The organism is Massilia sp. BSC265 (genome assembly GCF_000740675.1).
Lineage (GTDB): Bacteria > Pseudomonadota > Gammaproteobacteria > Burkholderiales > Burkholderiaceae_D > Telluria.
Map to the genome: position 1 here is coordinate 79,309 of NZ_JPXI01000029.1, position 25,902 is coordinate 105,210.

Consider the following 25,902-nt stretch of genomic DNA (forward strand, 5'->3'; position numbering starts at 1 on the left):
CCCTGATCGTCGCGGATAATGGCATCGTCGACGTCACCGCGGCAGGTGGCAGCAGCAGTTCGACAGTAGGCGGTTTAGTGAGAGGCCCTGTTCTTACAGGGCTTTGTTATTTGGATGGTCGGGCGGGCGCCCAGTCGCAGAAAACATCAGCGTTGGCCATGTCACCCAGCAGGTATTGAGGATTTATTATGGAAATCAAGGTCAACTTTCTCGACAAGCTTCGTCTCGAAGCCAAGTTCGACGACTTCACGGTGATCGCCGACCAGCCGATCCGCTACAAGGGCGACGGCTCCGCGCCCGGTCCCTTCGACTACTTCCTGGCCTCGTCGGCCCTGTGCGCGGCCTACTTCGTCAAGCTGTACTGCAACACCCGCGACATCCCGACCGAGAACATCCGCCTGTCGCAGAACAACATCGTCGACCCGGAGAACCGCTACAAGCAGATCTTCAAGATCCAGGTCGAGCTGCCGCCGGACATTTCCGAGAAGGACCGCCAGGGCATCCTGCGCTCGATCGAGCGCTGCACGGTCAAGAAGGTCGTCCAGCAGGGCCCCGAATTCGTGATCGAAGAAGTAGAGAGCCTCGATGCCGACGCGCAGGCCCTGCTGGCGCTGCAGCCGGATGCGCAGGCGCGCACCTACATCCCGGGCAAGGACCTGCCCCTGGAGCAGACCATCGCCAACATGTCCGCCATGCTGGCCTCCTGGGGCATCAAGATCGAGATCGCCTCGTGGCGCAACATCGTGCCGAACGTGTGGTCGCTGCATATCCGCGATGCGCACTCGCCGATGTGCTTCACCAATGGAAAAGGCGCGACCAAGGAAAGCGCGCTGGCCTCGGCCCTGGGCGAATATATCGAGCGCCTGAACAACAATCACTTCTACGCCGGCGCGTTCTGGGGCGAGGATATCGCCAACGCGCCTTTTGTCCACTATCCGAACGAGCGCTGGTTCAAGCCCGGCCCGGACGATGCGCTCCCCGAGGAAATCCTCGACGAATACTGCCTGGATATCTACGATCCCGACGGCGAGCTGCGCGGTTCGCACCTGGTCGATACCAATTCCGGCAAGGTGGAGCGCGGCATCGTCTCGCTGCCATTCGTGCGGCAGTCGGATGGCGAAACCGTGTATTTCCCGTCCAACCTGGTAGAAAACCTGTACGCCAGTAATGGCATGAGCGCCGGTAATACCCTGGCCGAAGCCCAGGTGCAGTGCCTGTCCGAGATTTTCGAGCGCGCCGTCAAGCGCGAGATCCTGGAAGGCGAGATCGCACTGCCCGACGTTCCGCAGGAAGTGCTGGCGAAATACCCCGGCATCCTGGCCGGCATCCAGGGCCTGGAAGAGCAGGGCTTCCCGGTACTGGTCAAGGACGCCTCGCTGGGCGGCGCCTACCCGGTCATGTGCGTCACCCTGATGAACCCGCGCACCGGCGGCGTGTTCGCTTCCTTCGGCGCGCATCCGAGCTTCGAGGTCGCGCTCGAGCGCAGCCTGACCGAGCTGCTGCAGGGACGCAGCTTCGAGGGCCTGAACGACCTGCCGCAGCCGACCTTTGCCAGCGAGGCCGTGACGGAGCCCTATAACTTCGTCGAGCACTTCATCGATTCCAGCGGCCTGGTGTCGTGGCGCTTCTTCAGCGCCAGGTCGGACTACGATTTCGTCGAATGGGACTTCTCGGCCCAGGGCGCGGATTCGAATGCCGAAGAAGCCGCGACCCTGCTCGGCATCCTGGCAAGCATGGGCAAGGAGGTCTATACCGCGGTGTATGACCAGCTGGGCAGCAATGCCTGCCGCATCCTGGTGCCCGGCTATTCGGAAATCTACCCGGTGGAAGACCTGGTCTGGGATAACACGAACAAGTCGCTGCTGTTCCGCGAAGACATCCTGAATATCCACCGCCTCGACGACGACGCCCTCGCCGCGCTGCTCGACCGCCTGGAAAACAACGAGCTGGACGAATACTCGGACATCGCCACCCTGATCGGTATCGAGTTCGACGAGAACACGGACTGGGGCCAGCTGACCGTCCTCGAACTGCGGCTCTTGATCAACCTGGCGCTGAAACGCTTCGACGAAGCGCATGAACTGGTCGGCGCCTTCCTGCAGTACAACGACAATACCGTCGAGCGCAAGCTGTTCTACCAGGCGATGGATGCGGTGCTGTCGGTGGTGCTGGACGAGGAGCTGGCGCTGGACGACTACGTGGCGAACTTCCGCCGCATGTTCGGCAATCCGCGCATGGATGCGGTGATCGGCTCGGTGGAGGGCAGCGTGCGCTTCTTCGGGCTGACCCCGACCAGCATGCAGCTGGAAGGGCTGGAGCGGCACCAGCGCCTGATCGACAGCTACCGGAAACTGCACAAGGCGCGGGCCAATGCCGCGCGCGCGGCCGCCTAAGCCGCTAGCTCCGCAAGCGCTTCCTGCGGCGAGTCACTCCAGCAGGAAGCCGCGCACGCGCATGATGCCGCCGATTTGCAGGCAGGGTGGCCGAGGAGTATGCTGGATCTACAACAAAGCATACTAGCGGAGACAATCATGAAACTTCGACTGGCATCCCCGCACCTGGCGGCACGGTTCCATGGTCCCTTGCGTTTCGGGCGGGCCTGGCGGGGGCACGAACTGGCACTGCGGATCGTCCAGCTGGCCGCGATCATCGTGCTGGCTGCGGTCGGCGCGAAACTGATCGCCTCGGGCGTGGCGCTGCTGACCCGTACGATTGCCGGGTTCGTCGCCTGATCCTGTCCGGCGCTCGCGAATGCGGCGCGCGCACGACCGGCCACATCAGAGTGGCCGCACCCAGATGTTCCGGAAGCTCACCGGGTCGCCGTGGTCTTGCAGCTTGATCGGCGCGGGTCCGTGCTTGCGGTACGACGGCTTGCCCGCGTACACGGTTTCGCCCGGCAGGGCGACGTGGTTCTGTACCACGAGGCCATTGTGCAAGGCGGTGACGTAGGCGGGCGAGACCAGTGCGCCGTCGGCGGCGAAGCGCGGCGCCGTCCAGATGACGTCATAAGTCTGCCATTCTCCGGGGGCAGCGCAGGCGTTCACGAGGGGGACGTGCTGCTTGTAGATGCTGCCCGCCTGCCCGTTGACGTAGGTCTTGTTGTCGGCGCAGTCGAGGATCTGGATTTCGTAGCCGCTGCCGCTGCCCGTCGAAGCAAGGAACAGGCCGCTGTTCCCTCTGGCCTGGCCGGTACCGGGGAGCGATGCGGGCACGCGCCATTCGAGGTGGATCTGGAAGTCCGTGAACAGGCGCCTGGTCTGGATGTCGCCGCTTCCGCCACGTACGGTGAACGTGCCGCCGTCCACGGACCAGCCGGCGGGCTTGTGGGCATCCGCCGCCGAGACCCATTCGCGCAGGTCCTTCCTGTCGAACAGCACGATCGCGTCCGAAGGTGCGGAAGCCGACGAGCCCGGAACGACGCGCCTGGGCTCCGGTGCCCATACTTCCGTTGCCTTGGGATCCGGCTGTGGCCGGTCCTGCGCCATCGATGGAAATAGCATCGACAATCCAGCCACCGCCACGCCCAGTCTTGCAATCATGCTCCGCTCCATGGATAAACAGGCATGGAGCTTAGCATGCCGATCCGGCAACCGAAACGCCTTCGACCCTCGGCAAATCCTTGCATTCCTGTCAGGTGCACTCACCGGATCCTTGGGACATAATGCTCGTGTTATCCGAGGAGACACCAGATGCGCGACGCGATCATCATCGGGGGCGGCCACAATGGCCTGGTATGTGCCTTCTACCTGGCCCGTGCCGGCCTGAAGGTGACCGTGCTGGAGCGGCGCGCGGTCGTCGGCGGCGCCGCGGTCACCGAAGAATTCCACCCCGGTTTCCGCAACTCGGTGGCCGCGTACACGGTGTCGCTGCTCAACCCCAAGGTCGTCAAGGACATGAACCTGGCCGCGCATGGCCTGCGTGTCGTCGAGCGGCCCCTCTCGAACTTCCTTCCCCTCGACGACACGCGCTACCTGAAACTGGGCGCCGGCAAGACTGCGCTGGAAGTGGCCAGGTTCTCGCAGCGCGATGCGGACCGCCTCGAGGACTACCACCGCCACCTCGACAGCGCGGCCGACCTGCTGCGCGACCTGGTGCTCCAGACCCCGCCGAACCGGGTGCAGGGCAGCTGGCTCACGGTACTGCCCGAGCTCATCAAGGCCGGCAGGCTCGGCAACCGGATGCGCGGACTATCCCTGGCCAGCCAGCGCGAGCTGCTCGACCTCTTCACCAAATCGGCCGGCGACTACCTGGACGGCTGGTTCGAAAGCGCGCCGATCAAGGCGGCCTATGGTTTCGACAGCGTGGTGGGCAACTACGCCAGCCCTTACACCCCGGGCTCCGCCTATGTGCTGCTGCACCATGTGTTCGGCGAGGTGAACGGCAAGAAGGGCGCCTGGGGCCACGCCATTGGCGGCATGGGCGCCATCACCCAGGCAATGGCGAAGGCGGCGCAGGCGCTGGGCGTGGAGATCCGCACCGGTTGCGCCGTGGAGGAGGTGTTGCTGGACAAGGGGCGCGCCCGCGGCGTGGTCACCGCCGGCGGCGAGCGTCTTGACGCCCGCGTGCTCGTGTCGAACCTGAATCCGCGCCTGCTGTACACCCGGCTGGTCGACCCGGCGGCGCTGCCGGACGACTTCCTGCGGCGCATGCAGGCCTGGCGCTGCGGTTCCGGCACCTTCCGCATGAACGTGGCGCTGTCGGAACTGCCGAGCTTCAGCTGCCTGCCCGGCACGGCAGCAGCCGAGCACCACGGCAGCGGCATCATCATCGCGCCGAGCCTGCAGTACATGGAGCGCGCCTATCTCGACGCCCGCACCCACGGCTGGTCGCGCGAACCCATCATCGAAATCCTGATCCCATCCACGCTCGATCCGACCCTCGCGCCCGAGGGTCAGCATGTGGCCAGCCTGTTCTGCCAGCATGTGGCGCCCCAGCTGCCCGACGGCGCGAGCTGGGACGCGCACCGCGAGGAGGTGGCCGACCTGATGGTCGATACCGTCGACCGCTACGCGCCCAACTTCAAGCGCGCGGTGCTCGGCCGGCAGATCATGAGTCCGCTGGACCTGGAGCGCACCTTCGGCCTGGTGGGAGGCGATATCTTCCACGGCGCGCTGGGCCTCGACCAGCTGTTCGCGGCGCGTCCGATGCTGGGGTATGCCGATTACCGCGGCCCGGTTGCCGGCCTGTACACCTGCGGGTCGGGTACCCATCCCGGCGGCGGGGTGACCGGCGCCCCGGGCCACAACGCGGCGCGCGAGGTGCTGCGTGATTTCGCGCGGGGCCGCCGGATGCACCACGTGGCCTAGGCCCGATCAGCTCACTCATATAAGCCCGGCGAATACCTTGCATTCGGGAGAACAAGGGCTGTGATGTTGAGATATTATGAATATTTATCGTTGAGATGTAAAAACTAAATTGGATATATATCTCATGCTGGCCTAAGCTGTCACCATCGCTAAACGCACGATGAATAAGGAACCAGCATGAACACCATCGCCATCAACGCCACCCGTCCGGACGCATCCGACGCCTTCGGCTACCTGGTCCGCCGCCTCGGCGCTTTCCTGCGCCGCGCCATGGAACTGTCGGGCGCCCCGTACAGCGACATCGGCTACCGCTACCTGTAAAAAAAGTGCGCCCCGCGGGGCGCACCAAAGGAGACTGCGTTCGCACGCAGTGATGAAAGCTTCAGAACTTGTAGTTCGCCCCCAGCACATAGGTCCGCCCGGACTTCCCGTACAGGAGCGTATCGTCGCGCTCCGTGTCCTTGCCGTAGCGTAGCGGCTCGTCGGTCAGGTTCTGCGCCTCGAACGACACCCGCAGATGCGGCGTCACGTTGTACGACATCGACAGACCCACGCGCGTCATCGGCACGGCGAAGGAATGGTCGCTGCCGTTCGCATTGCGCAGTACGTCGCGGATGAAACTCGAGCGGTGCGTCGCGGAGACGCGTGCGCTGAACTTCTTGTCCTCGTAATACACCGTCAGGTTGTAGGCATCCGGCGACAGGCCGATGAAGTTGGCTTCCTGGGTCAGCTGCTCGTTGGCCGGTGTACGCGGGTTGTCCACCCGCGTGATGTAGGTGATGCGCGACTTCACGTGGGTGTAATTAGCCAGCGCGCCGAAATTGCTCCAGAAGCCCGGCAGGAAGGTAAACGGCAGCTGCCAGTTTACTTCCACGCCGTCCAGCGGTCCCCCCTTCGTGTTCACCATGCGGCTGACGCTCACCTGGGTGTCGGGCTGGATGGCGCATGCCGGGGTGCCGCCGGTGATCGAGCAGCCGGTGGCGGTCAGGTAGGCGTTCGACAGGCCCGTCTCCGTGTAGGGCATCAACTCGTTGGTACGCTGGATGAAGGTCTTGATGTCCTTGTGGAAGTACCCCACCGAGATCATCGCGTTCTTCGCGTAGTACCACTCGGCCTGCAGGTCGAAGGTATTGGCGCGGATCGGGTCGAGGGTCGGGTTGCCGACCGAGACCGACTGCGCGGTCATGTTGATCGAGGCCGAGGGTGACAGGTCGACGTACTCTGCGCGCGACAGGTTCTTGCTGGCCGAGAAGCGCACCAAGAGATCTTTCGGCAGCGTGGCCGTGATGTTAAAGGCCGGCAGCCAGTCGCGGTAGGAATGATCGACCACGCGCGGCACCAGCTGTCCGGCCGGGTCACGAATCAGCTGCATGGCGCGCGTCGAGGTATCGGCGCCGCGCACGCCCACATTGCCGCGCAGCGGAATGCCCCAGGCATCGAACTTGAAGTCGCCCGACAGGTAGAGCGCATCGATGCTCTCGTCGACCTGGCGCTTCACCTGGCTCGCCAGCACGTATTCCGACAGCGGCACCTCGCCGCAGTGGCATTCGATGTTGTAGACGCTCAGGAACTTGTCGAGGTCGATGGCGGTCCAGGAGGCGGGCGCGCCGTCGAAGCCGGGGAGCTGGCGCGTGAGGCTGGCCAGGCTCACGCCAGCTGGCAGTCCCTTGGTCGGGATGCCGCCCGAGGGAACCTCGTAGTTGAACCAGCTGTTGCGGCGCGCCGACAGGCCGGTACGCACGGTGAAATTGTCGCTCAGCTGGTAGCTCAGGTTCACCGCGCTGGTCTTCAGTCGGTTCGAGGTACGCAGGTAGCGGCCGACGAAGTTGCCGTGCACGGTGCCGTCGGCATCCTGCGGGCCGAAGGAGAAGCGGTTCGGGTCGGAGACATCCATGCCGAAGTCCAGCACCGGCAGTCCCCCTTTCGAGAAGTCCCAGGCAAAGCCGTTGACGTTGGGTGCGTCGATCTGCACCGTGGTGCGCTGCGGGTTGTTCAGGCGCGAGTCGGATACGCCGACCATGGCATCCACCGTGAGGCGCTCGCCGATCTCGCGCCGCGCCGACAGCACGCCCTGGCGGAACAGGGTGGTGTAGACGTCGAGCAGGCCCTCGCTGCGGATGTCGACCCCGTTGAACTTGCCGTAGGTCCAGCTGCCCTTGTCGTCGAAGCGCGCGTCCACGATCGAGGTCTGGCCCTTGCCGTTTTCGACCATGTCGCGCCCGAAGGAGATCGCCTGGATGTAGTTGTCGTAGCGCTTGTTACTGTAGCGGCCGCCCATCAGGTCGAGATTAAGCTCGGTGTCGCGGTCCGGGCGCCATTGCAGGGTGCCGGTGAGGCCGGCGCGTTCGTAGTCGGTCTGCGAGCGGCGGTAGCGCGGAATGCGCGGATGGAAGGCGCCGGAGCCGGCCAGCGGGTTGGCCACCGTGCCGCCGAAGTCGTCGCGCCGCCCGAGGATGCCGTTGTAGACGCCCAGGTCGCCCGAGCGCGGCACCCCGAAGCCGCAGTTGCGCGCGTCAATGCCCTTGGCGGGATTGTTGGCCGGGTACTGGGTGGCGGCGCCGACCGGCGAGCAGAAGCCGCCGTTGACGGTCGAAGCGACGATGTCCACGGCCTCGTAGCCTTCCTCGATCGCGGCGCGCTTGGCGTAGGCCACCGAGACCAGGGCGCCGACTTTGCCGATGCCGGTATCCCAGCGGTTCGAGTACAGGGCGGTCAGGCGCGGCTGGGCTTTTTCCGAGACCGTGTTGTACAGCCCCTCGGCGCCGAAGCTCACCGTCCGGTCCTTGAAGTCGAAGGGGCGGGCGGTGCGCAGGTCGACGGTGGCGCCGAGCGAACCTTCTTCCACGCTCGCTTCGGACGTCTTGCGCACGGCCAGGCTGTTGAACAGTTCGGCCGAGAAGACGCTGAAGTCGAAGGCGCGGCCGCGGTTGGTGCTGCCGTTGATGTCGGAGGCGCCCGTGGCGGTGGTGCCTTCGATGCCGTTGATGCGCACCCGGGTGAAGCCGGCGTTCAGCCCTCGCACGGTGATCTGCTTGCCTTCGCCGCCATCGCCCTGGGCCACCGACACGCCGGGCACGCGCTGCATCGACTCGGCCAGGTTCGCGTCCGGGAACTTGCCGATGTCCTCGGCCTTGATGATGTCGATGATGCCGTCGGAATTCTTCTTGATGTTCAGCGCGCTGTTCAGGCTTTCGCGAAAACCGGTGACGACGACGGTGTTCTCGGCCGCAGGCTCCGTGTTGGCAGTCTGGGTCTGGGCCTGTGCGTGGGCCGCGGCGGCGAGGGTGGCCGCGGCCAGGGCGATACGGCGCACCCGGCCGGGTGTTACGGTTGCATCCATGTCTCCTCCTGGTTCTTATGAATTGGCCAGTGTCGCGTCGACCGCGTACACGTGCTGGGCGCCGTGCATGTTGGACGCGAAGACCAGCCATTTGCCGTCCGGCGTGAAGCGCAGGTTCGGCTCCAACCGGTAATCATGGTTTGAGAGGTCGACCAGCCGTGTCGACTTGAATTTCTCGACCGTGATCAGCTTGTCGTCGTAAGAGGGGCGGTCGGCGTCGACGATGTCTTCCGCCTGCAGCAGCGAAATCCACTTGCCGTCAGCGGCGTGCGCCACCATGTCCACATCGCCTCCGTCGCTGGCGAAGGTCTTGTTGTCCGGCGCGATGTTGAAGTGTACACCCCAGTCGTTCGCCTCCATGCGCTTCCAGATGCGCCGGCCGGTGGCGAGCTCCAGGCCCGCGATCCAGAACACCTGGCCGCGCGGGGTCTGCAGGTCGTACCACAGCCACTTGCCGTCATGGCTGAAGAACTCGTGGCCCCAGATCTCGAAGTTCATGGTGCGGGTATGGGCGCTGCGCAGGCCGCTGCCGTCCGCCTGGACCAGCTTGATGCGGTCGACGCGGTGCCACGGCCCCTCCATGCAGAAGCGGATCAGATTCGGATCGGTCGGCGAGAACTGGGCGTGGCCGATCCATTCCTCGGTCTTGTACAGCACTTTCCGCTCGCCACTGCGCAGGTCGATGGTGAACAGTTCCGCCGGCACCCGCGCCGACCAGCGCTCCAGCATGCGCACACCCTTGGCCTTGGCGAAATTCAGCGGCTTGCCGTCCGGGCCGAGGGCGGCATATTCGGTATTGCCGAACTTCGCGACGCTGGCCGGGTCTTTCGGCTGCAGCGGTTTGGCTCCATAGGCGACCTGGCCGAGCAGCAGGCTGTCGTCGGCATTCGAGGCGGTGACGCCGCCGGCAGCGATGCGTGCCAGCCGGCGTACCTTTTTTGTGTCGACATGGACGGCGTAGATGGTTTTCGGACGGTCGGCCGCTTCGCCCGGGCCCGGATCAGTCACCGAATACACGGCCTCGCGTGTGGTGCGCAGCATGAACAGCAGGTCGTTCTCGCGGCCCGGCACCAGCAGCGTCCTGTTCCAGTCCTTCAGGCGCACGCCGGTGATGCCGGACGGCGACTTGATCACCATGACGTCGCCCTCAGGGGTAAAGGCATGGCGATAGAAGTACAGCACGCCCGAACCGGCTTCTTCCGAAATGCGCACGATGCGGCGCCCGGTCCTGGGATCGGTCCATTCCTTCGGGACGGGCCCGGTGAAGGGTTTGGGGGCGGCAGGCGCAGGCCCCTGGGCCTGGGCGGAGGAGATCCCCAAGGGGAGCAGGGCGGAAGCGCCCCACAGGCCTTTGAGGACGGCGCGGCGGCTGGTCGGGGCGCTCATTTGCCGCTCCCTGCGGGTGCTTCCAGCGTGGCCGGGTCGTAGGCCAGCACCCGCGAGGCGCGCACCTCCTGCTCGCGGCGGGCCTTTTCGGCTTCGCCGACGATGGTCTTCGGCGGTGGCGGCGTCGGCGTGGTGGCGGCGATGGTGGTCTCGTCGTCCCTGGGCTGGGCAGGCTCGGGCAGCGCTTGCACCGGGCCGTGCAGGTCCATCACTTCCAGGCCGGCCAGCAGGTAGGCACCGGTGGCATAAGGGCCGACGTCGTCCGGTTTGGTCGGCACCGGACGGTCGCCCGTCTTCTGGGCCGCGCCGACCAGGCCATTCGGCAGGATATGGCGGTTCAGCGCCGCCCAGCCGCGGGTCACGGCAGGCAGGTAGGTGCCGCGGTCCAGCAGCCCATGGTTGATGCCCCAGGCCAGCGCATATACGAAGAAGCCGGAGCCCGAGGTCTCCGGTTCCGGGAAACTCTTCGGGTCGTTCAGGTCGCTGCGCCACAGGCCGTCCGGCTGCTGCAGTTCGATGACGCGGCTGGCCATCTTGCGGAAGATGTCGACGTAGAAGGCGCGCCCTTCGAAATTGGCCGGCATGTACTCGAGCGTGCGCGCGAGGCCCCCCATCACCCAGCCGTTCCCGCGCGCCCAGTAGACCGATTTCCCGCCGGCGCCCAGGTGGCTCCCGTCCTTGAAGCGCTCGTCGCGCAGGAACAGGCGGTCCTGTTCAACCCAGAGGCGGGCCGCGACGCGGCGCCATTCCTTGTCCATCGCCGCCAGGTAAGCCGGATTGCCGCTCAGGCTGGCCTGGCGGGCCAGCACCGGCGGCGCCATGAACAGGGCGTCGCACCACCACCAGACCAGGGCCTTGGTCTCCTGCGGGCGGTTCAGGTGCGGGAGGCTGAAGTCGAGGCGCTGCTGCAGCGGCATGAGCACGCCGCGCTGGCCGCGCCGGGTGTAGAGCTCCTGGTACAGGTCGCCGATGGCCACCTCGTCGGCATTGAGCAGGGTGCGTTCCGAGCGTGCGCCACGCAGCGAGTAATTGTAGTGCTCGCCGACGGCGGTCAGGAAGCGCAGGATCTCCCGGTTCTGCGAGACCCGCGCCAGCCGGGCCGCACCCACATAGAAGGTAGCCGCCACCCAGTTGGACGAGATTTCGGACAGGTTCGAACCGGTGGCCAGCTGGATCGGCCGGCGGCTCATGTCGGCGATCTGCGACATGGCGACATAGTCGAGCACCGGGAGCACTGAGGCGCGCGCGGGCAGCCGGTCGGGCGCGAAGTTCAGGTCGGGGCGGGGCGGCGGCGTGAGCCAGCTGGCTTCGATGCCGGCCACCTGGGACGGCTCGGCCGCCGTCGAGGGCAGGGCCAGCAGGCTGCAGAAGGCGCCCAGCAGGGCGGTCTTGCGTAATGGGGGGTAGCACATGAATGAATATCCTGGAAGTTGTGGCATGGCGGTTCAGGGCTTGCCGGTAACGTTTTGTGCGCTTTCAAGTGCGGCGGCGCCGCGCGCGCCTGCGCTGAGCTTCCCTGTGCGCGACCATTCGGCATAAGCGTCGAGCGCCTTCTGCGGCGCGTTGGTGTACCAGGAATAGCCGTTGCGGCGCCCCTTCGAGATGAAATTGACGTCGTCGTGGATCGACTTGTCGCGGTCGCCGAAGATCGGCTTGCCGGTCTGGATGTCGTAATTGCGGGACCAGATCGGTCCGGCGCCCGGACGGTCGACCAGCTTGCGGCCCTCTTCCTCGCTCAGCTTGGTGAAGGCCTTGCCGTAGATGGCGCTCGCCTTCAGCCAGGCGATGCCGGCTTCGATCGCGGCCCGGATCTCGGGCGTCTGCCCGGGCTGGCGCATCAGGAACATCAGCACTTCCGCGCTCTCGGCGCTGGCCAGCGAGCGCATCTCGTAGTTGCGCGCGGAGATCGGCTTGAGGGTGATGGCATCGGCCTGCTGCGGCCAGACCGTCTTCCTGCCGTTCACGACCACCTGGGCGTCGAGGATGGGCCGCACCGCGCGAGCGCTGGCGGCGCCGGCCTGCTGGCGCAGCGCCTGGGGCACGAAGGCGAAGTCCGAGTGCCCCTCGGCGATGTCTTCCAGGATCATGGCGGCTTCGGCAACGGCGTTGTCGTTGAAGGTGATCCCGTCGTGGAAGCCGCCTTCGAGCGGGTAGTTCTGCGGCCAGCCGCCGTTCGGGTATTGCGCCATCAGGAGGTACTGGATGGCCTTGGCGATGCTGGCGCGGTAGGCGTCGCCTTCCTTGCCGGGGATTTGCGCCTGCACCCGGCCCAGGAAACGCATCTCGGTGGTGGTGGCGCCGTTGTCGAGGGTGCCGACGAAGGTCCAGAAGCGGTCCTGCGGCACGTCGAAGTTGGTCGGGTCGGCGACCATGGTCTCGGCGTCGTTGGCATAGCGCTGCCCGCGCAGGCGCGGCGGCTTGGTGCGGTCCTGGTTCTTGCTCCAGCCTCCGGAGGGGGTCTGGAAGCTGACGATGGTGTCGGCGATGGCGCGCGCCTCGGGCGTACCGTACCAGGCGGCGTCTTTGTCGAGCGGCATCTTGCCGCTGCCGGCGGTCGGCGCCGGCGGGGCGGTTTCGCCCGGCTTCAGCTCGGCGGCCAGGGTGTCGCGGTCGTACTGGCGCTGCTTCTGCGAGCGGGCGATGTACTCGACCCAGGCAGCACGCTGCGCCGCCGGCAGCTCATTGAGCCGTTCCAGGCTGACGTCAAGCGCGGGCGTGTTGGTGCCGATGACCGCGGCGTAAGCGGGCGTGGCGGATGCGGCGAGCGCGAGACAGACGGCGCCGAGCAGGGCCGTCCTCTTGGTAGTGTTCATGCTGTCTCCATCATCGTTGGTGTTATCGGGACTGCGCTGTCCCGTAAAGACTATGACTGTTGACGAGGCGGTTTCCTCAGGCCGGATCGGTAAAAACCAAAAACGCGCAAGCGGATGATTGAATGGGAGCGCCGGGCATGGAATGCGTCGCTTTTTGGCGCTGCGTATGGTTGAATTTCCCGCCACGCCATTCAACGAAGGGGAGTTCACCGCCATGGGTCCGATTCTGTTTTCCCGCCGCCGCATGATGCTCGCCACGGCCGCCACCGGCGCGGCGCTCGCGGTCCCTGGTTTCACGCTCGCGGCAGACCGGATCGATCGCAAGGCGCTCGTGCGGCGGCACAATCCGGTCCTGACGCAGGTCGACCCGCACGCGCCGCTCATGCTGGGCAACGGGAACATCGGCTTCACCGCCGACATCACCGGGCTGCAGACTTTCACTGAGCCGTACAGCAAGATCGCCCCGCTGCTGACCGAGGCGCAATGGGCCTGGCACAGCTTCCCGAACCCGGACGGGCATACGGTCCGCGACACCCAGGTGGAGATCGCGGTAGCCGGCTATCCCCGCCGCTACGGCTACATCAAGGACTGGGCCGACGCGGCAAAGAACCCGGCGGTCGCCTGGATCCGCGAGAACCCGCACCGCTTCTCGCTGGGCCGCCTGGCGCTCGACCTGCGCGCCCGCGACGGTTCGCCTGCCCGCTTCGAAGACATCCGCGACACGCGGCAAACGCTCGACTTGTGGACCGGCACCCTCACCAGCCGCTTCGTGTACGACGGCGTGCCGGTCACCGTGGTCACTCGTGTGCTGCCGGACCAGGATACGGTCATGGCCGAGCTGAGTTCCGCGCTGCTGGCGCAGGGGCGCCTGGGCGTGGCGGTGCGCTTCCCCGGGGTCTCGAAGACCCTCAATCCCGACCCCTCGGACTGGAGCAATCCCGGTGCGCACGCGACCACCGAGCTGTCGCGCAAGGCGGGGGAACTGCGCCTGCGGCGGCAGATCGATACGACGACTTATCAGGCGGCCATCGGGGCGCCGGGCGCGACGATCGAGCTGGCCGGCCCGCATGCCTACCGCGTCGCGACGAAAGCTGCCTCCCTGAGCGTCATGCTGCAGTTCTCGGAACGAGCCGGCGCCACGCTGCCGACACCGGCGGCCGGCGCCGCAGCTGTGGCGCGTCACTGGACCGGCTATTGGACCCAGGGAGGCATGGTCGATTTCTCGGGTTCCCTCGATACGCGTGCGGCGGAACTCGAGCGCCGCGTAATCCTGTCACAGTACCTGATGGCGGTGAACGCTGCCGGCAGCTTCGCGCCGCAGGAAGAGGGCTTGTTCTCGAACAGCTGGAACGGCAAGTCGCACCTCGAGATGCACCCCTGGCACGCGGCGCATTTTGCCCTGTGGGGCCGGCCCCAGCTGCTGGAACGCAGCCTTGGCTGGTATGTCGGCTTCCTCCCGAAAGCCAAGGCAAGGGCGGCGGAGCAGGGCGTCAAGGGCGCATGGTGGCCCAAGATGATAGGCCCGGATGGCGTCGACAGCCCCTCCAAGGTCTCGCCCTTCATCATGTGGCAGCAGCCGCACCCGATCTACATGAGCGAGCTCTTGTGGCGCGCGGGCGGAGGCGCGCGCGTACTGAAGACCTACGGCGAACTGGTCGAGGAGACCGCCGACCTGCTGGCCTCGTTTCCGCAGCTTGATGCGGCAAGCGGCAAGGTCCGCCTAGGCCCGCCCATCATCCCGGTGCAGGAGAACTTCGCGCCCCTCAGCACCTTCGACCCGGCCTTCGAGCTCGCCTATTACCGCTGGGGCATCGAGACGGCCCAGTCCTGGCGCGAGCGCGCCGGCAAGGGACGCCGTGCCGACTGGGACGCGCTGCTGGCGAAGTGGCCGGCGCTGCCGCAGAAGGATGGCCTGTACCTGCCGGTGCGCTCCGTGCCGGCCTTCTGGGACAATGCCGCCGGCAGCTGCCGCGCGAACGCGCTGGACGACGGCTGCCAGAACCGCGACCACATGTCCTTCCTGATGCCGCTCGGCTGGCTGCCGGGCCGGGATGTCGACCGGGCGACCATGCGCCGGACGCTGGACCGGATGAAGCGCGACTGGGACCTGCGCCAGACCTGGGGCTGGGACTATCCGATGATGGCCATGACCGCCGCCCGGCTGGGCGCGCCGGAGGAAGCCGTCGGCTGGCTGTTCTTCGATGCCAGGAACAACCAGTTCGGCAAGACCGGCATGACCCCGCGCGTGCACCTGGACGCCCACGCTGCCCACTTCGTGCCGACCGCGACCGGGGCAGGCGCAAGGGTCGAGAACGGCGCCGGCCCGGACGGTCCGGGCTACCAGCGCGCGGCCGAAACCTACTTCCCGTCGAACGGCGGCCTGCTGCTGGCGGTGGCGCTGATGGCGGCCGGCTGGGACGGGCAGGCCGGCGGCGCGCCGGGCTTCCCGAAAACCGGGTGGAAGGTAAAGGTCGAAGGTGTCCTGCCTTCGCTGTGACGCGTAGGGTGGGCGGCTTCGAGGCTGGGTGTGAATCGTCTTCCAGAGTGGAGCCGCCCACCCTACGAAAAAGCAGCCATTCCGGCTCGCGCGGGAATGGCTGTTCTTGCATGGCGAGGCTTACATCGTGCGGAAGTTCACCCCGAACATGATGCGGCGGCCCGAATACGAGTAGTCCAGGATGTTCGGCGTGCCGTCGGCGAACGGCGCGTACGGACCCTGGCTGTGCGAGACGATCGCATTGCCGAGGTTGCGCCCTTCGACGAACACCTCGATCTGCGGCGAATACCTGTACGAGATCTTGGCGTCGATGAAGCGCGTGGCGTCCGTGAAGTTCGGCGACCCGGGGTTGTAGGTCGCGCCGGTGCGGCCGCCGCCCACGTTCGGGTAGTTGAACATGCTGGTGGTCCTGCCGCAGGCCGCGATGCAGTTGAAGTACGAGCCCACGGCTTGCAGGGCGACCCTCGCCGACAGCTTGCCATCGTCGTACCACAAGGCTGCGTTGTAGGTGTACTTCGGCTCGTTCTGCGGCGGCAGCGGCGTGCCGGTCAGCAGGTCGACGATGTTCGCCGTCGACGTGGTCGAGTGCATCTTCGAGTAGTTCGCGTCGAAGCCCGTGTAGCGCAGCAGCCAGGGCAGGAAGGTGAACGCCGTCTTGCCGCTGAACTCGACGCCGCGGCGCCCCGTCGTGGCGCCGTTCATCCAGGTCGAGTAGTTGAACAGCTGGTCGGCCAGCGAGGCGCCGGTCGCCGGATTGGTCATGTCCGAGTTGGCGAACAGCGGCGACTGCGACACGCCCTGCGCGATCGCGCCGCCGATCTTGCCGTCCTGGCGAAAGCCCGTCGCCGTCAGCATCGTGTCGCGGTTCGGATACCATTCGATCGACAGGTTCTGGTTGAAGTTCTTCTGCGCGGCCAGTTCCGGATTGCCGACCGTGCCCGAGCACGACTGCGCGTCCTCGCCCAGGTCGTCCTGCACCTGGTTGTAGGTGCACGAACCCGAGGCCAGCAGGCGCGAGACCGGCGGCCGGGCCACCGTCTTGGCGCCGCTGTAGCGCAGCACCAGCTTGTCCGGGACCAGCCAGGTGGCCAGGTTCAGGCTCGGCAGGATATCGGTGGTCTTCGCACTGGTGGCCGTGGCCTGCTGCACCCGCATCGTGGTCGTGCCACCCACGGCATCGGGGAAGTTCGGGTCGAAGCTGGGCGTCTTGGTGATGGCCGTGAAGCTCATCATGCCGGTGCCGTGCACCTTGGTGCGCACGTAGCGGACGCCTACGTTGCCTTCCAGTTCCAGGCCGAAGGGCAGGGAACGGTCCGTGAACGGCAGGTGGTCGAGGCCGAAGTCGCCCATCAGGTAAAAGGCGTCGGTGCGCTCCTTCAGGTGCTGGGCCGGCTGCTTGTAGACCTTGCCGTCATTGGCAGTGCACTCCTTCACGCAATTGAAGTTGGTGTTGCCGACCTGGGAAATTGCGAACAGCTTTTCGACGTCGACCTGGGTCCAGTTCTCGATCAGCCCGGAGGGTCGGTCCTTGGCGCCATGGAAGAACTGGGTCGGCGTGGCTTTCAGCGTCATGACCTGGTTCAGCATGTCGACGAACTGGGGCACGGTGTAGACCATCGAGCCGTCCAGCGACTGGCGGATGTCGCCCTTCGGGATCCAGCCGTACACGCACTTGTTGCCGCCCGGCGCCAGCGAGCCCGGCGTGTCGGCGCAGGCATACATGGTGCTGCGCAAGGTCGGCGAGGGCATCACGATCGGCGCAACGAAACCCGGCGTGCCGAAGCTGCCTTGCGGGTCGCGCAGGTTGTAGCCGCCGTTGTTGATGTTCCAGTTGTCGTTGCGATTGTCTCGCATGTTGTAGCCGGCCTTGAAGCGCTTGAAGAAGGGGACGGCGTCCGGCGTGATCCAGGTCGCGTCCACCTTCGCGGTGCGCTCGGAGGTATGGTACTCGGTCGGCACCCAGGTCAGGTTCGGCGACGAGGTGCCGGCATTCTGCTGGGCCGCCGTGTAGGCGGGCGCGGAGTTCGTCGTGTACACGGTCGGCACGATGGCGGCGCTGGCGCCGCGCGGGAACAGTGCGGCGAAGCGCGAGGCGTCGGCTGCGGTGATCGGATTGACCCCCGGGAAGCTGTAGGTCCACAGGCCGTTCGGCATGACGCTCAGCGTGCCGCTGCCGTAGTAGTCGTTCAGCGAGAGCTCCTTGATGCCCTTCCTGAAGTCGGACTGGGCGTCGCCCGCGAAGAAGTCGACGTTGAAGCCGCCGCGCTTGAAGTTGCCGCCCAGTTGCAGGTAGCGCGCGGTGGTCTCGCCGATACCATGGCTCTGGTTGGTCCTTGCGACGCCATTGCTGTTGGTATTGTCGAAGGTGTACGACAAGACGTGGTGGTTGGCGTCGACCACGGCGGAACCGGGGCGCACGTTCGCACTGCCGTTCTGCACCGAGAAATTACCCAGCGAGTAGGCCAGCGTATTGATGTCGTTGTGGCGCTTGTTGTAGCTGCCTTTCGAGTAGACGGTCAGTTCGTTGGTGAGCTTGTAGTCGGCGCGCAGGTCGAGGTTCTTGCGGCGGTCGATTTCGCGCCGGATCACGTAGCGCGGACCGGACGGGGTGTAGTCGTTCCACTGGTTCAGGCAGGTGTTCAGCTCGTTGGTACGCTGGTTCTGCGCGGCGGTTCGTGCCGACGCCGAAATCTGATTCAGCTGGGTCGACGAAATCGGTGCGAAGATCGCGCGGCATTCGTCCTTGCTCCGCGCACCGCCCGAGCGGGTGACCAGTTCCAGCGGCGTGGATGCATTGAAGAAGCCGCCGTTCGTCAGGGGCGAGCGCAGCAGCGGAGTCGTGCTGGTCGCGTCGGCCGTGTTGACGGTGCCCGGCTGGAAGCTGAAGGTCTTCTCCGGCGAGTTGTCGAAGTCGAACAGGCGGTAGTAACCCTGCCAGCCGTTGTTGCCGCCGCCCGAGACCTCGGTCTTGTGGCCTTCGTTGTCCAGCGTGGTGGTCGATGCGTTCAGCAGCAGGCCCAGGCGCCCGTTCATGTACTTGTTCGCCAGGATCAGGTTGGCGTCCGGCTGCCACTTCTTGTTCAGGCTGTTCTGGCTGCCGGCCAGGCGCAGCGAGGCGAACGGCTTCTTGAAGTCGAGGCCGGTACGGGTCTTGATCTGGATGCCGCCGCCGAGCGATCCCTCGGTCATGTCGGCGGTCGAGCCCTTCACGACGTCGACGCTCTTGATCAGGTCCGCGGACAGCTGGCGGAATTCGACGGCGCGGCCGTCGCCGCCGCCGGCCATGTCGCTGCCGCCGGCAGATTGCACGGCCTGGCCGTCCAGTTCGACGCGCGTCAGGTCCGGGCCGTTGCCGCGCACGGACACGGTGACGCCTTCGCCGAAGTCGCCGCGGTCCAGCGCGATGCCGGCGATGCGCGAGATCGCCTCGCCCACATTGCGGTCCGGCAGGCTGCCGACGTCCTCGGCGACGATCGAATCGATCGCGGTGGCGGCATTCTTCTTGCGGTCGATGCTCGATTGCTGCGATGCGCGGGTGGCGACCACCTTCACCTGCTGCACGCTGTCGCCGGCTTTCCCGTTTGCTGCGGGCGCCGTCTGCCCGGCTGCCTGGGCCTTCGCCTCCGGTATCTGCACCTGCGTGCCGGCCGTCTGTTCCTGTGCATTCGACAGCGGCGCGCCCATCATGAGTACGGCTGCCGACACCGCGACGCATGTCGCCTTGCGCCGGCCAGGGAGGGTATTTTTGGTCATTGTCTCTTCCGATATTTTCGAGTCATTGGGTTTCCCAGGTAACCCGGGCGCTTGCGCCAGGATCACCACGGTGCCGCCGGAGCTGACCCGTCCGACCAGATTAGTGCAGGCGAGAAGTCGATCGACCGCCTCGGAGATGACGAATGTGCCGTTCAATGCCTCGGTATTCACGCCATCCAGGATGTCCGCCGAGGTCAATATGTTGATGCCGGCCTGGCGCGCGAATTCCGGAATGGATTCCGTCGCAGGGCCTGCAGGAATATTGAAGGGCCGCGGCAATTCCTGGGCGCTGGAGGCGCCCGCGTGCGCAGCCATGCTCACGGCCAGGATGATTCCGGCCGCGCTGGCGTATGGGTGCATGGGGTTCATGCACGTCTCCTCTAATCTGTTTTCGTCGGAACTATGCTGCTCCGTGTATGTAAAGACTGCCGGCGACGGCGTCTTCCTCAGGCTGCTTTATGCAAATACCCAATCGCTCAAAAATATGACCGAAGCTGAATGTTCCTCCAAATATCAAGCCGTGCCGCCCTTAGCCTTAATTACTCAAGAAACTGACTGAACGGGGGCACCCCTACGAATGAACAGGTGCGCCATGCCGGCTTCCGTGCTATGTGTGGTCGGTGATGCGGGATGAATGAAAAAAAACCGGACGCGCTCTCGGAAGCGCATCCGGTTCGATGGGACAGGGTCGGGGCGGCGTGATGTCGGCCGGCCGGCATCAGCTTCCGTCCGGGACCGCGCCTTCCTTGCGGCCGATGAAGATCGTGTCGGCCGTGATGGCCACCGGCACGTCCAGCACCGTGCTGACATCGCGGGCAAACAGCTCGGGGGCGTCCAGCTTGTACTGGCCGAACAAGCGCTTTTCCCTGAGCGCCGCGTCGACGATCACGATCGTCTTCGGGCTGTAGCGGTTGAAGTCGGCCACCGCGTCGTCCAGGGTTTGGTTCTTGAGGATCACTTTGCCTTCTCTCCATGCCAGTTTGCGATGTACTTCGACAGGCTGGCGGCTCACGGTGATCGCGCCGGCGTCCTGCGCCAGGAAAGCGCGATCGCCTTCGACCAGCAGGCGCCGCTGGGCCGTGCGCTCCTTGCCCCAGACCTCGACCTTGCCTTCGGTGACCAGCACCTCGGTGCCGTTCGCGAAGCGCCGCACGGAGAATGCCGTGCCGACCGCGCGGATGCGCGCTTCGCCGGCTTCGACGACAAAAGGCTTGGACTTGTCCTTGGCGACCTCGAACCAGGCTTCGCCTTTGCGCAGGTTGACCGTGCGCTGCTTCTCGGTGAAGGCGACTTCGATCTGGCTGCCGCTGTTGATCGTGGCGATCGACTTGTCCTGCAGCGGCACCTTGCGGAACTCGCCCTTGGCCGTGGTCAGGACCCGGTCTTCGCGCAGGGCCGTGAGGCTCACGGCGCCGACCGCCGCTACCACACAGGCGGCCATGGCGCCAAATTTGAACCATCCGCGCCGGCTCGAGGGCTGTTCGCCCGCGATGGAGGCTTGGGGCGCCAGCGATTGCGGGGCGGTCGCGAGGTTGATCGCATTGTAGATTGCCATGGCGCGCGCATAGGCGCCCTGGTGCCGCACGTCGGCGGCATACCATGCGTCAAACTCCACGCTCTCGGGGGCGCCCAGGCCGCGCGCGTATTTTCGCGCCACCCACTCGAAGGCTTCGTTATCGATCGTTGACATTGTTCTTTTTGATAAGGCGTTTCGTACCAGGGCGTTTTCTTGCGGTGGATGGGATGTCGGCGGTTTCCTGGTTCATGCCATGACTGGCAATCATCTCCGACATCAATCGCATCCCTTTCATCATCTCGTGTTCGACGACGCCGTCGGTCAGGCCCAGGCTTTCCGCCGTTTCCTGCTGCGACAGGCCGTGTATCCTGCGCGCCCGGAACACGGCCTTGCAGCGGTCGGGCAGTTGCGAGACGAGTCCGATCACCCATTTCAGTTCCGAGCGGGCGAAGACCACGCGTTCCGGCGAGGGCGCCGAGTCGGCGATGTCCAGGTCTTCAAGATTGGCCATGGCTTCGATCCTGACTACCGCGTCGCGCTTGATGCGGTCGAGGACCAGGTTCTTGGCCGTGCGGAAGACAAAGGGCTTCGGGTCGCGTATCCCGTCCAGGCTGGGCATCGACAGGATCCGGTAACAGGTCTCCTGCACGACGTCGTCGATCTCGGCGGGGCCGCTGCAGACGCGGCGCAGCATCCTGCGCAACTCCGCCTCGTGCGGCAGAAAATTTATTGTCAGCCAATCAACTACTTCAGTGTCCATAAGCTCGCCCATTCGTGCTTCCCCTTGTTAAGACGAGCACGAAATTTTTTTCCTCAAGATTCAGCGATTTATTTCTCGGTTATTTCTCACTCACTCACGCCATTGAGAATTTGCCGCCGCCCCGCGATGGAAGTGATTGCCTTCTCTATATTATCTGCCGAAGTAATGCTTGAGGGACGACCACATGAGGAAGATTCGTATGCCCATCCTGCCCGCCGCCGTGCTGCTGACGCTCGGTTCTTTGTCGGCCGGCGGCCATGCTTCCGAGGCCGCAGCGTATAAACCAGGCGTGGAGGTGGCGCGCCCGAACCTGGCCGGGCAGGTGGCGCGCCCGCTGCGCTATCGTCCCGAGGGCGAGGACTTCGTCATCGAGAATGGCGGCGAATTCTTCAACCGGCCCCTGTATGGCGGGAACACCGCCTTCCGTGTCGACGGCGGTGACCGCCCCGAATTTTTGCTCTACCTGCCCGGACGCGGCGGCAATGTCCGCCTCGGGCTCAAGACGCCGGCGGGGGTCCTGTGGCTGCACGCGGCCCGCAGCATCGTCACCCGTTACCGGCCCGGCGAGCTGCATTACGAGATCGCCGATCCGCTGCTGGGAACGGCCGGCCGCATCCACCTGGCCGCAGTCGCCTACGCGAGCGTGGAAGGCCTCGGCCTGCAAGTGCGCGGGCAGGACCTGCCGGAGGCGGCCGAGCTGGTGTTCGCTTTTGCCCCCGGCAACGGGGCGCAGGGCCGCCGCGGCGGCGACATTGGTACCGAGACCGTGCCGATCAGCCAGTATTTTCAGTTCGCGCCGGAGTACGCACGCGGCAGCACGGTCGACTTGCACGCCTATGGTTTCACCGTCAGCAACGACAGGGCGGCGATCACGGCGACGGCGGCGCAGCCCGTTACCGTGCGCAGCGCCGACGCAGCCGCGTGGAATGACCTGCCCGCATTGCTGGGCGCCGGCATGGATGGCCAGGTCGCGGTCGGCCGCTTGCCGCTGGGCGGGGAGCCCATCCACCTGGCCTTCCAGGTCACCCGGAGCAGGAAGGCGCCCGAACTGGCGGTGTACCGCGAGGCCGGCAGCACCCTCGACGCCCGGCCTGCACCCGAATGCAGCGGTGCTGCCGCCTTCCGGCCCGATGAACTGGCCGAGCGCTTCGCCGCGGCCGGGCGGCATTTCGCGCAGCTGCGCGGCCAGGTCAGGATCGACACGCCCGATCCATACCTGAATGCTGCCATGGGCGCGCTGAACGTCGCAGCCGACGCAGTCTGGGACGAGGAGCAGGGCGCCATCATGCACGGCGCGATCGCCTGGCGGACCAAGCTGCTGGGCTGGCGCGGCCCGTACGCGCTCGATGCGCTGGGCTGGCACGATCGCGCGCGCCGCAACCTGATGGAATGGACCGCGCGCCAAAACACGTCCCCGGTGCCGGCACGGCTGCCTCCCGCCGACCAGGCCACCAACCTGGCGCGCAACGAAGCCGGCCTGCACAGCAACGGCGACATGAGCAAGTCGCACTACGACATGAACATCGGCTTCATCGACGCGATGTTGCGCCACCTGCTCTGGACCGGCGACCTCGATTACGCGAAAGCCGTGTGGCCGGTGCTGGAGCGCCACCTGGCCTGGGAGCGGCGCCTGTTCCGGCGCGAGTACGGGCCAAGCAAGCTGCCCCTGTACGAAGGCTATGCCGCGATCTGGGCCAGCGACGACCTGTACTACAACGGCGGCGGCGCCACCCATACCTCGGCCTACAACGCCTGGCACAACGACATGGCCGCGCGCATCGCCGGCCTGATCGGCAAGGACGCGGCGCCTTACCGGCTCGAGGCCGGGCGTATCCGGGCCGCCATGCGCCGCTACCTGTGGATGCCGGAGCGCGGCGCCTTCGGCGAATACCGCGACCTGCTCGGCGGCCAGCTGCTGCACCCCAGCTACGGCTTGTGGAGCTTCTACCATGCGGTGGATTCGCGCGTGCCGGATCGCCTGGAGGCGGCGCGCATGGTGCTCGACCTCGAGCGCCAGCGGCGGCCGATCCCGATTGCGGGACCCGGCGTGCCCGCAGACCGGCCCTACCGCGTGCTGCCGACCACGGACTGGATGCCGTATTCCTGGTCCATCAACAACGTGGTGATGGGCGAGGTGCTGCACACGGCGCTCGCGGCATGGCAGGCGGGGCGCAGCGACAGTGCCTTCGAGCTGGCCAAGGGGGCGTTGCTGGCCAGCCTGTACATGGGAATCTCGCCAGGGAACATCGGCAGCATGAACTACCTCGACGTCTACCGGCGCGAGGCCCAGCGCGACTTTGCCGACGGCTCCGGCGTGATGGCGCGCACGCTGGTGGAAGGTTTATTTGGTGTGCGGCCGGACGCCCTCGCCGGGACGCTGCTGGTTCGTCCTGGCTTTCCGCGCGACTGGCGGCACGCGCGCCTGCAGCATCCGGGCGTGACGCTGGCCTTCCGCCGCGATGGCGCGATCGAAAGCTGGACGGTCGAACAGCCGGCGGCGCGCTTCGGTCGCCTGGTGCTCGAGCTGCCCGCGGCGAGCGACGCCGTCGCATCCGTCCTCGCCGACGGCAAGCCGGCGCGCTGGAGCGCGAGCAGCGACGAAGCGTTTGCGCCGCGCCTGCGGGTCGAACTGCCGTTCGGCAGGCAGACCAAGGTCACCGTCCGGTGGCGCGGCCGGCCGATCGGCGCGCAGGCGCAGGCCGTTGCGACGTCGCCGGCCCAAGAAGGCTTGCGGCGCGTCCGCCAGGGCGCGTTCACGTGGTGGGAGGCGTCGAGCGTGCCACAGGCTGCCCCGCAGCCGGCGTGCAGTCTGCAGCCCGCGTCGTGGACCACGGGTGCACCGGTGAAGCCGCGCCACGTGGACCTGGGGCCCTGGTTCAACGACCGCGTCACCGAGCTGTTCAAGCCGGGCAAGTATTTGTCACCGCGCTCGCCCTATGTTTCGCTGTCCCTGCCGTCTCAGGGCATCGGCGCCTGGGCCGGGCACGTGAACGCCATGGCCACGGTCGACGACGGCGGCTTGCGTGCGCAGGGCGGCGTCCTGCGCCTGCCGAACGGCTTGAGCTTTGCCACGCCATCGGGTCCGCAAGCGGCCAATGTGCTGTTCACCTCGCAGTGGGACAATTATCCGAAGCAGGCCAGCGTGCCGCTGCAGGGCAGGGCCGGGCGGGCGTTCCTGTTGCTGGTCGGTTCCAGCAACGCCATGCAGAGCCGGATCGACAACGGCGAGGTGCTCGTCACTTACGCGGACGGCACCCGCACCCGCCTGGCGCTGCACAATCCCGACAGCTGGTGGCCGGTCGAGCAGGATTACTTCATCGACGACTACCAGTTCCCGTATTGCGGACGCCTGCCGGTGCGCGTCGACCTGAAGACTGCCCGGGCGCGGGTGCCGGACCCGGCGACGCTTGCGCAGGACTTGCGTGGGAAGATCGACGGCGGCTCCGCCACCGTGCTCGAGATGCCGCTTGAGCGCGGCAAGACCTTGAAGAGCCTGGAATTGCGGACCCTGGCTAATGATGTCGTGATGGGTCTGATGGGGGTGACGCTCGACTGAGCCGTCGGCGCTGGGTGGTTGCATCGTTCACGGTCCATTGCGGACACCGCTTCGGCGCTACAATGCGCCGATGACTACATTGATGACTCCCGAATGCATCTGGGCCGCAGGCGCCCACCTGGGCGAGGGCGCGCTCTGGCATGCCGCCACCCGCTCGGTGTACTTTGTCGACATCAAGGGCCGGCGCATCCACCGCTGCGCTGCCGACGGCAGCGAGCGACACAGCTGGGATGCGCCCGGCCAGGTCGGTTTCGTCGTCCCCGCGTCCTGCGGCGCCATGGTCTGCGCGCTGGAAGACGGCTTGTACCGGTTCGACGAGACGAGCGGCGAGTTCGCGCCGCTGCGCAAGGTCAAGGAAGATTTGCCGGGTAACCGCTTCAATGACGGCCATGTCGACGCAGGCGGCAACCTGTGGTTCGGATCGATGGACGATGCGCAGGTACAGGCGACTGGCTCGCTGTACCGCCTCGGGCGGGACGGCAGCCTGGCGCGCGCCGACAGTGGCTACTTCATCACCAACGGACCGGCGACCAGCCCGGATGGCAGGACCCTGTATCACACGGATACGCCGTTGCGCCGCGTGTACTCATTCGACCTGCGCGACGACGGCGTGCTCGCCAACAAGCGCGTCTTCCTGCAGCTGCCGGAAGGCAGCCGCCCGGACGGCATGGCGGTCGACAGTGACGGCCACCTGTGGATCGCCCTGTTCGGCGCCGGCCGGATCGAACGCTACACGGCCGCGGGACGCCTGGTGGGCACTGTCCAATTCCCATGCACGAACATCACCAAGCTGGCTTTCGGCGGCGAGGACCTGTGCACGGCGTATGTGACCACGGCCTGGAAGGGACTGACGCCCGCACAGCGTCACGAACAGCCCCTGGCCGGCGGCCTGTTCGCCTTCCGTGTCGATACGCCAGGACTGCCCCATACGGTGCTGGCGCTGCCATAGCCGTCCCGGTTCGCTTTCCGCTTTGC

16 protein-coding genes are annotated in these 25,902 nt (G+C 66.2%); 8 read left to right on the forward strand and 8 right to left on the reverse strand.

Annotated elements, in window-relative coordinates:
• The first annotated feature begins 188 nt into the window (after positions 1–188).
• Together MA09_RS07555 and MA09_RS24495 are read left to right on the forward strand one after the other, a co-directional pair.
• Positions 189–2,393, forward strand: a complete 2,205-nt coding sequence (locus tag MA09_RS07555) for an OsmC domain/YcaO domain-containing protein (RefSeq protein WP_036246701.1) — start codon at positions 189–191, stop codon at positions 2,391–2,393.
• 138 nt (positions 2,394–2,531) lie between these two features.
• Positions 2,532–2,732 (forward strand): hypothetical protein, encoded by a 201-nt coding sequence (locus MA09_RS24495; RefSeq protein ID WP_152594586.1) that lies wholly within the window; start codon positions 2,532–2,534, stop codon positions 2,730–2,732.
• A 45-nt stretch (positions 2,733–2,777) separates the two neighbouring features.
• Here the strand turns inward: MA09_RS24495 and MA09_RS07560 are convergent, their stop codons facing one another.
• Positions 2,778–3,539: a DUF1080 domain-containing protein gene (locus MA09_RS07560; protein ID WP_036246702.1), complete on the reverse strand. Its 762-nt coding sequence runs from the start codon at positions 3,537–3,539 to the stop codon at positions 2,778–2,780.
• 150 nt (positions 3,540–3,689) lie between these two features.
• Between MA09_RS07560 and MA09_RS07565 the strand changes: the two genes are divergently transcribed.
• Positions 3,690–5,306 carry an NAD(P)/FAD-dependent oxidoreductase gene (locus MA09_RS07565; RefSeq protein WP_036246704.1) on the forward strand — a complete coding sequence of 539 codons (1,617 nt, stop codon included), beginning with the start codon at positions 3,690–3,692 and terminating at the stop codon, positions 5,304–5,306.
• A 177-nt stretch (positions 5,307–5,483) separates the two neighbouring features.
• Complete coding sequence (locus MA09_RS24820; RefSeq protein WP_161783205.1) at positions 5,484–5,627, forward strand: hypothetical protein; 144 nt, start codon at positions 5,484–5,486, stop codon at positions 5,625–5,627.
• Between the two features lie 61 nt (positions 5,628–5,688).
• Here the strand turns inward: MA09_RS24820 and MA09_RS07570 are convergent, their stop codons facing one another.
• The 4 genes from MA09_RS07570 to pelA are packed head-to-tail and all read right to left on the reverse strand — an operon-like array spanning position 5,689 to position 12,845.
• Positions 5,689–8,646 carry a TonB-dependent receptor gene (locus tag MA09_RS07570; protein ID WP_036246705.1) on the reverse strand — a complete coding sequence of 986 codons (2,958 nt, stop codon included), beginning with the start codon at positions 8,644–8,646 and terminating at the stop codon, positions 5,689–5,691.
• Between the two features lie 15 nt (positions 8,647–8,661).
• A complete protein-coding gene (locus tag MA09_RS07575; RefSeq protein WP_036246706.1) occupies positions 8,662–10,032 on the reverse strand; it encodes an oligogalacturonate lyase family protein in 1,371 nt (456 codons plus the stop codon).
• Complete coding sequence (locus tag MA09_RS07580) at positions 10,029–11,444, reverse strand: glycoside hydrolase family 105 protein (protein WP_081897470.1); 1,416 nt, start codon at positions 11,442–11,444, stop codon at positions 10,029–10,031. Before MA09_RS07580 ends, MA09_RS07575 begins: the two co-directional genes overlap by 4 nt.
• 33 nt (positions 11,445–11,477) lie before the next feature.
• The gene (gene pelA, locus MA09_RS07585; protein WP_051933262.1) at positions 11,478–12,845 is read right to left on the reverse strand and encodes a pectate lyase; all 1,368 of its coding nucleotides are present in this window, start codon (positions 12,843–12,845) and stop codon (positions 11,478–11,480) included.
• Between the two features lie 166 nt (positions 12,846–13,011).
• On the opposite strand from pelA, the gene MA09_RS07590 reads away from it, so the two are divergent.
• Entirely contained in the window at positions 13,012–15,342 is a 2,331-nt protein-coding gene (locus MA09_RS07590; RefSeq protein WP_200883041.1) for a hypothetical protein, read from the forward strand.
• Between the two features lie 120 nt (positions 15,343–15,462).
• Here MA09_RS07590 and MA09_RS07595 read toward each other — a convergent pair whose 3' ends face one another.
• A complete protein-coding gene (locus MA09_RS07595) occupies positions 15,463–19,095 on the reverse strand; it encodes a TonB-dependent receptor (protein WP_229440603.1) in 3,633 nt (1,210 codons plus the stop codon).
• On the opposite strand from MA09_RS07595, the gene MA09_RS24500 reads away from it, so the two are divergent.
• The gene (locus tag MA09_RS24500) at positions 19,088–19,654 is read left to right on the forward strand and encodes a hypothetical protein (RefSeq protein WP_152594588.1); all 567 of its coding nucleotides are present in this window, start codon (positions 19,088–19,090) and stop codon (positions 19,652–19,654) included. The genes MA09_RS07595 and MA09_RS24500 overlap by 8 nt on opposite strands.
• A gap of 159 nt (positions 19,655–19,813) precedes the next feature.
• On the opposite strand, the gene MA09_RS07600 is transcribed toward MA09_RS24500, so the two are convergent.
• Positions 19,814–20,785, reverse strand: a complete 972-nt coding sequence (locus MA09_RS07600; protein ID WP_036246710.1) for a FecR domain-containing protein — start codon at positions 20,783–20,785, stop codon at positions 19,814–19,816.
• A complete protein-coding gene (locus MA09_RS07605; protein ID WP_229440604.1) occupies positions 20,769–21,383 on the reverse strand; it encodes an RNA polymerase sigma factor in 615 nt (204 codons plus the stop codon). The genes MA09_RS07600 and MA09_RS07605 overlap by 17 nt, the downstream gene beginning before the upstream one ends.
• 187 nt (positions 21,384–21,570) lie before the next feature.
• On the opposite strand from MA09_RS07605, the gene MA09_RS07610 reads away from it, so the two are divergent.
• Both MA09_RS07610 and MA09_RS07615 read left to right on the forward strand, forming a co-directional pair.
• Positions 21,571–24,927 carry a DUF4450 domain-containing protein gene (locus tag MA09_RS07610; RefSeq protein ID WP_200883042.1) on the forward strand — a complete coding sequence of 1,119 codons (3,357 nt, stop codon included), beginning with the start codon at positions 21,571–21,573 and terminating at the stop codon, positions 24,925–24,927.
• A gap of 70 nt (positions 24,928–24,997) precedes the next feature.
• Positions 24,998–25,876 (forward strand): SMP-30/gluconolactonase/LRE family protein, encoded by an 879-nt coding sequence (locus tag MA09_RS07615; protein WP_036246714.1) that lies wholly within the window; start codon positions 24,998–25,000, stop codon positions 25,874–25,876.
• Positions 25,877–25,902: the final 26 nt, after the last annotated feature.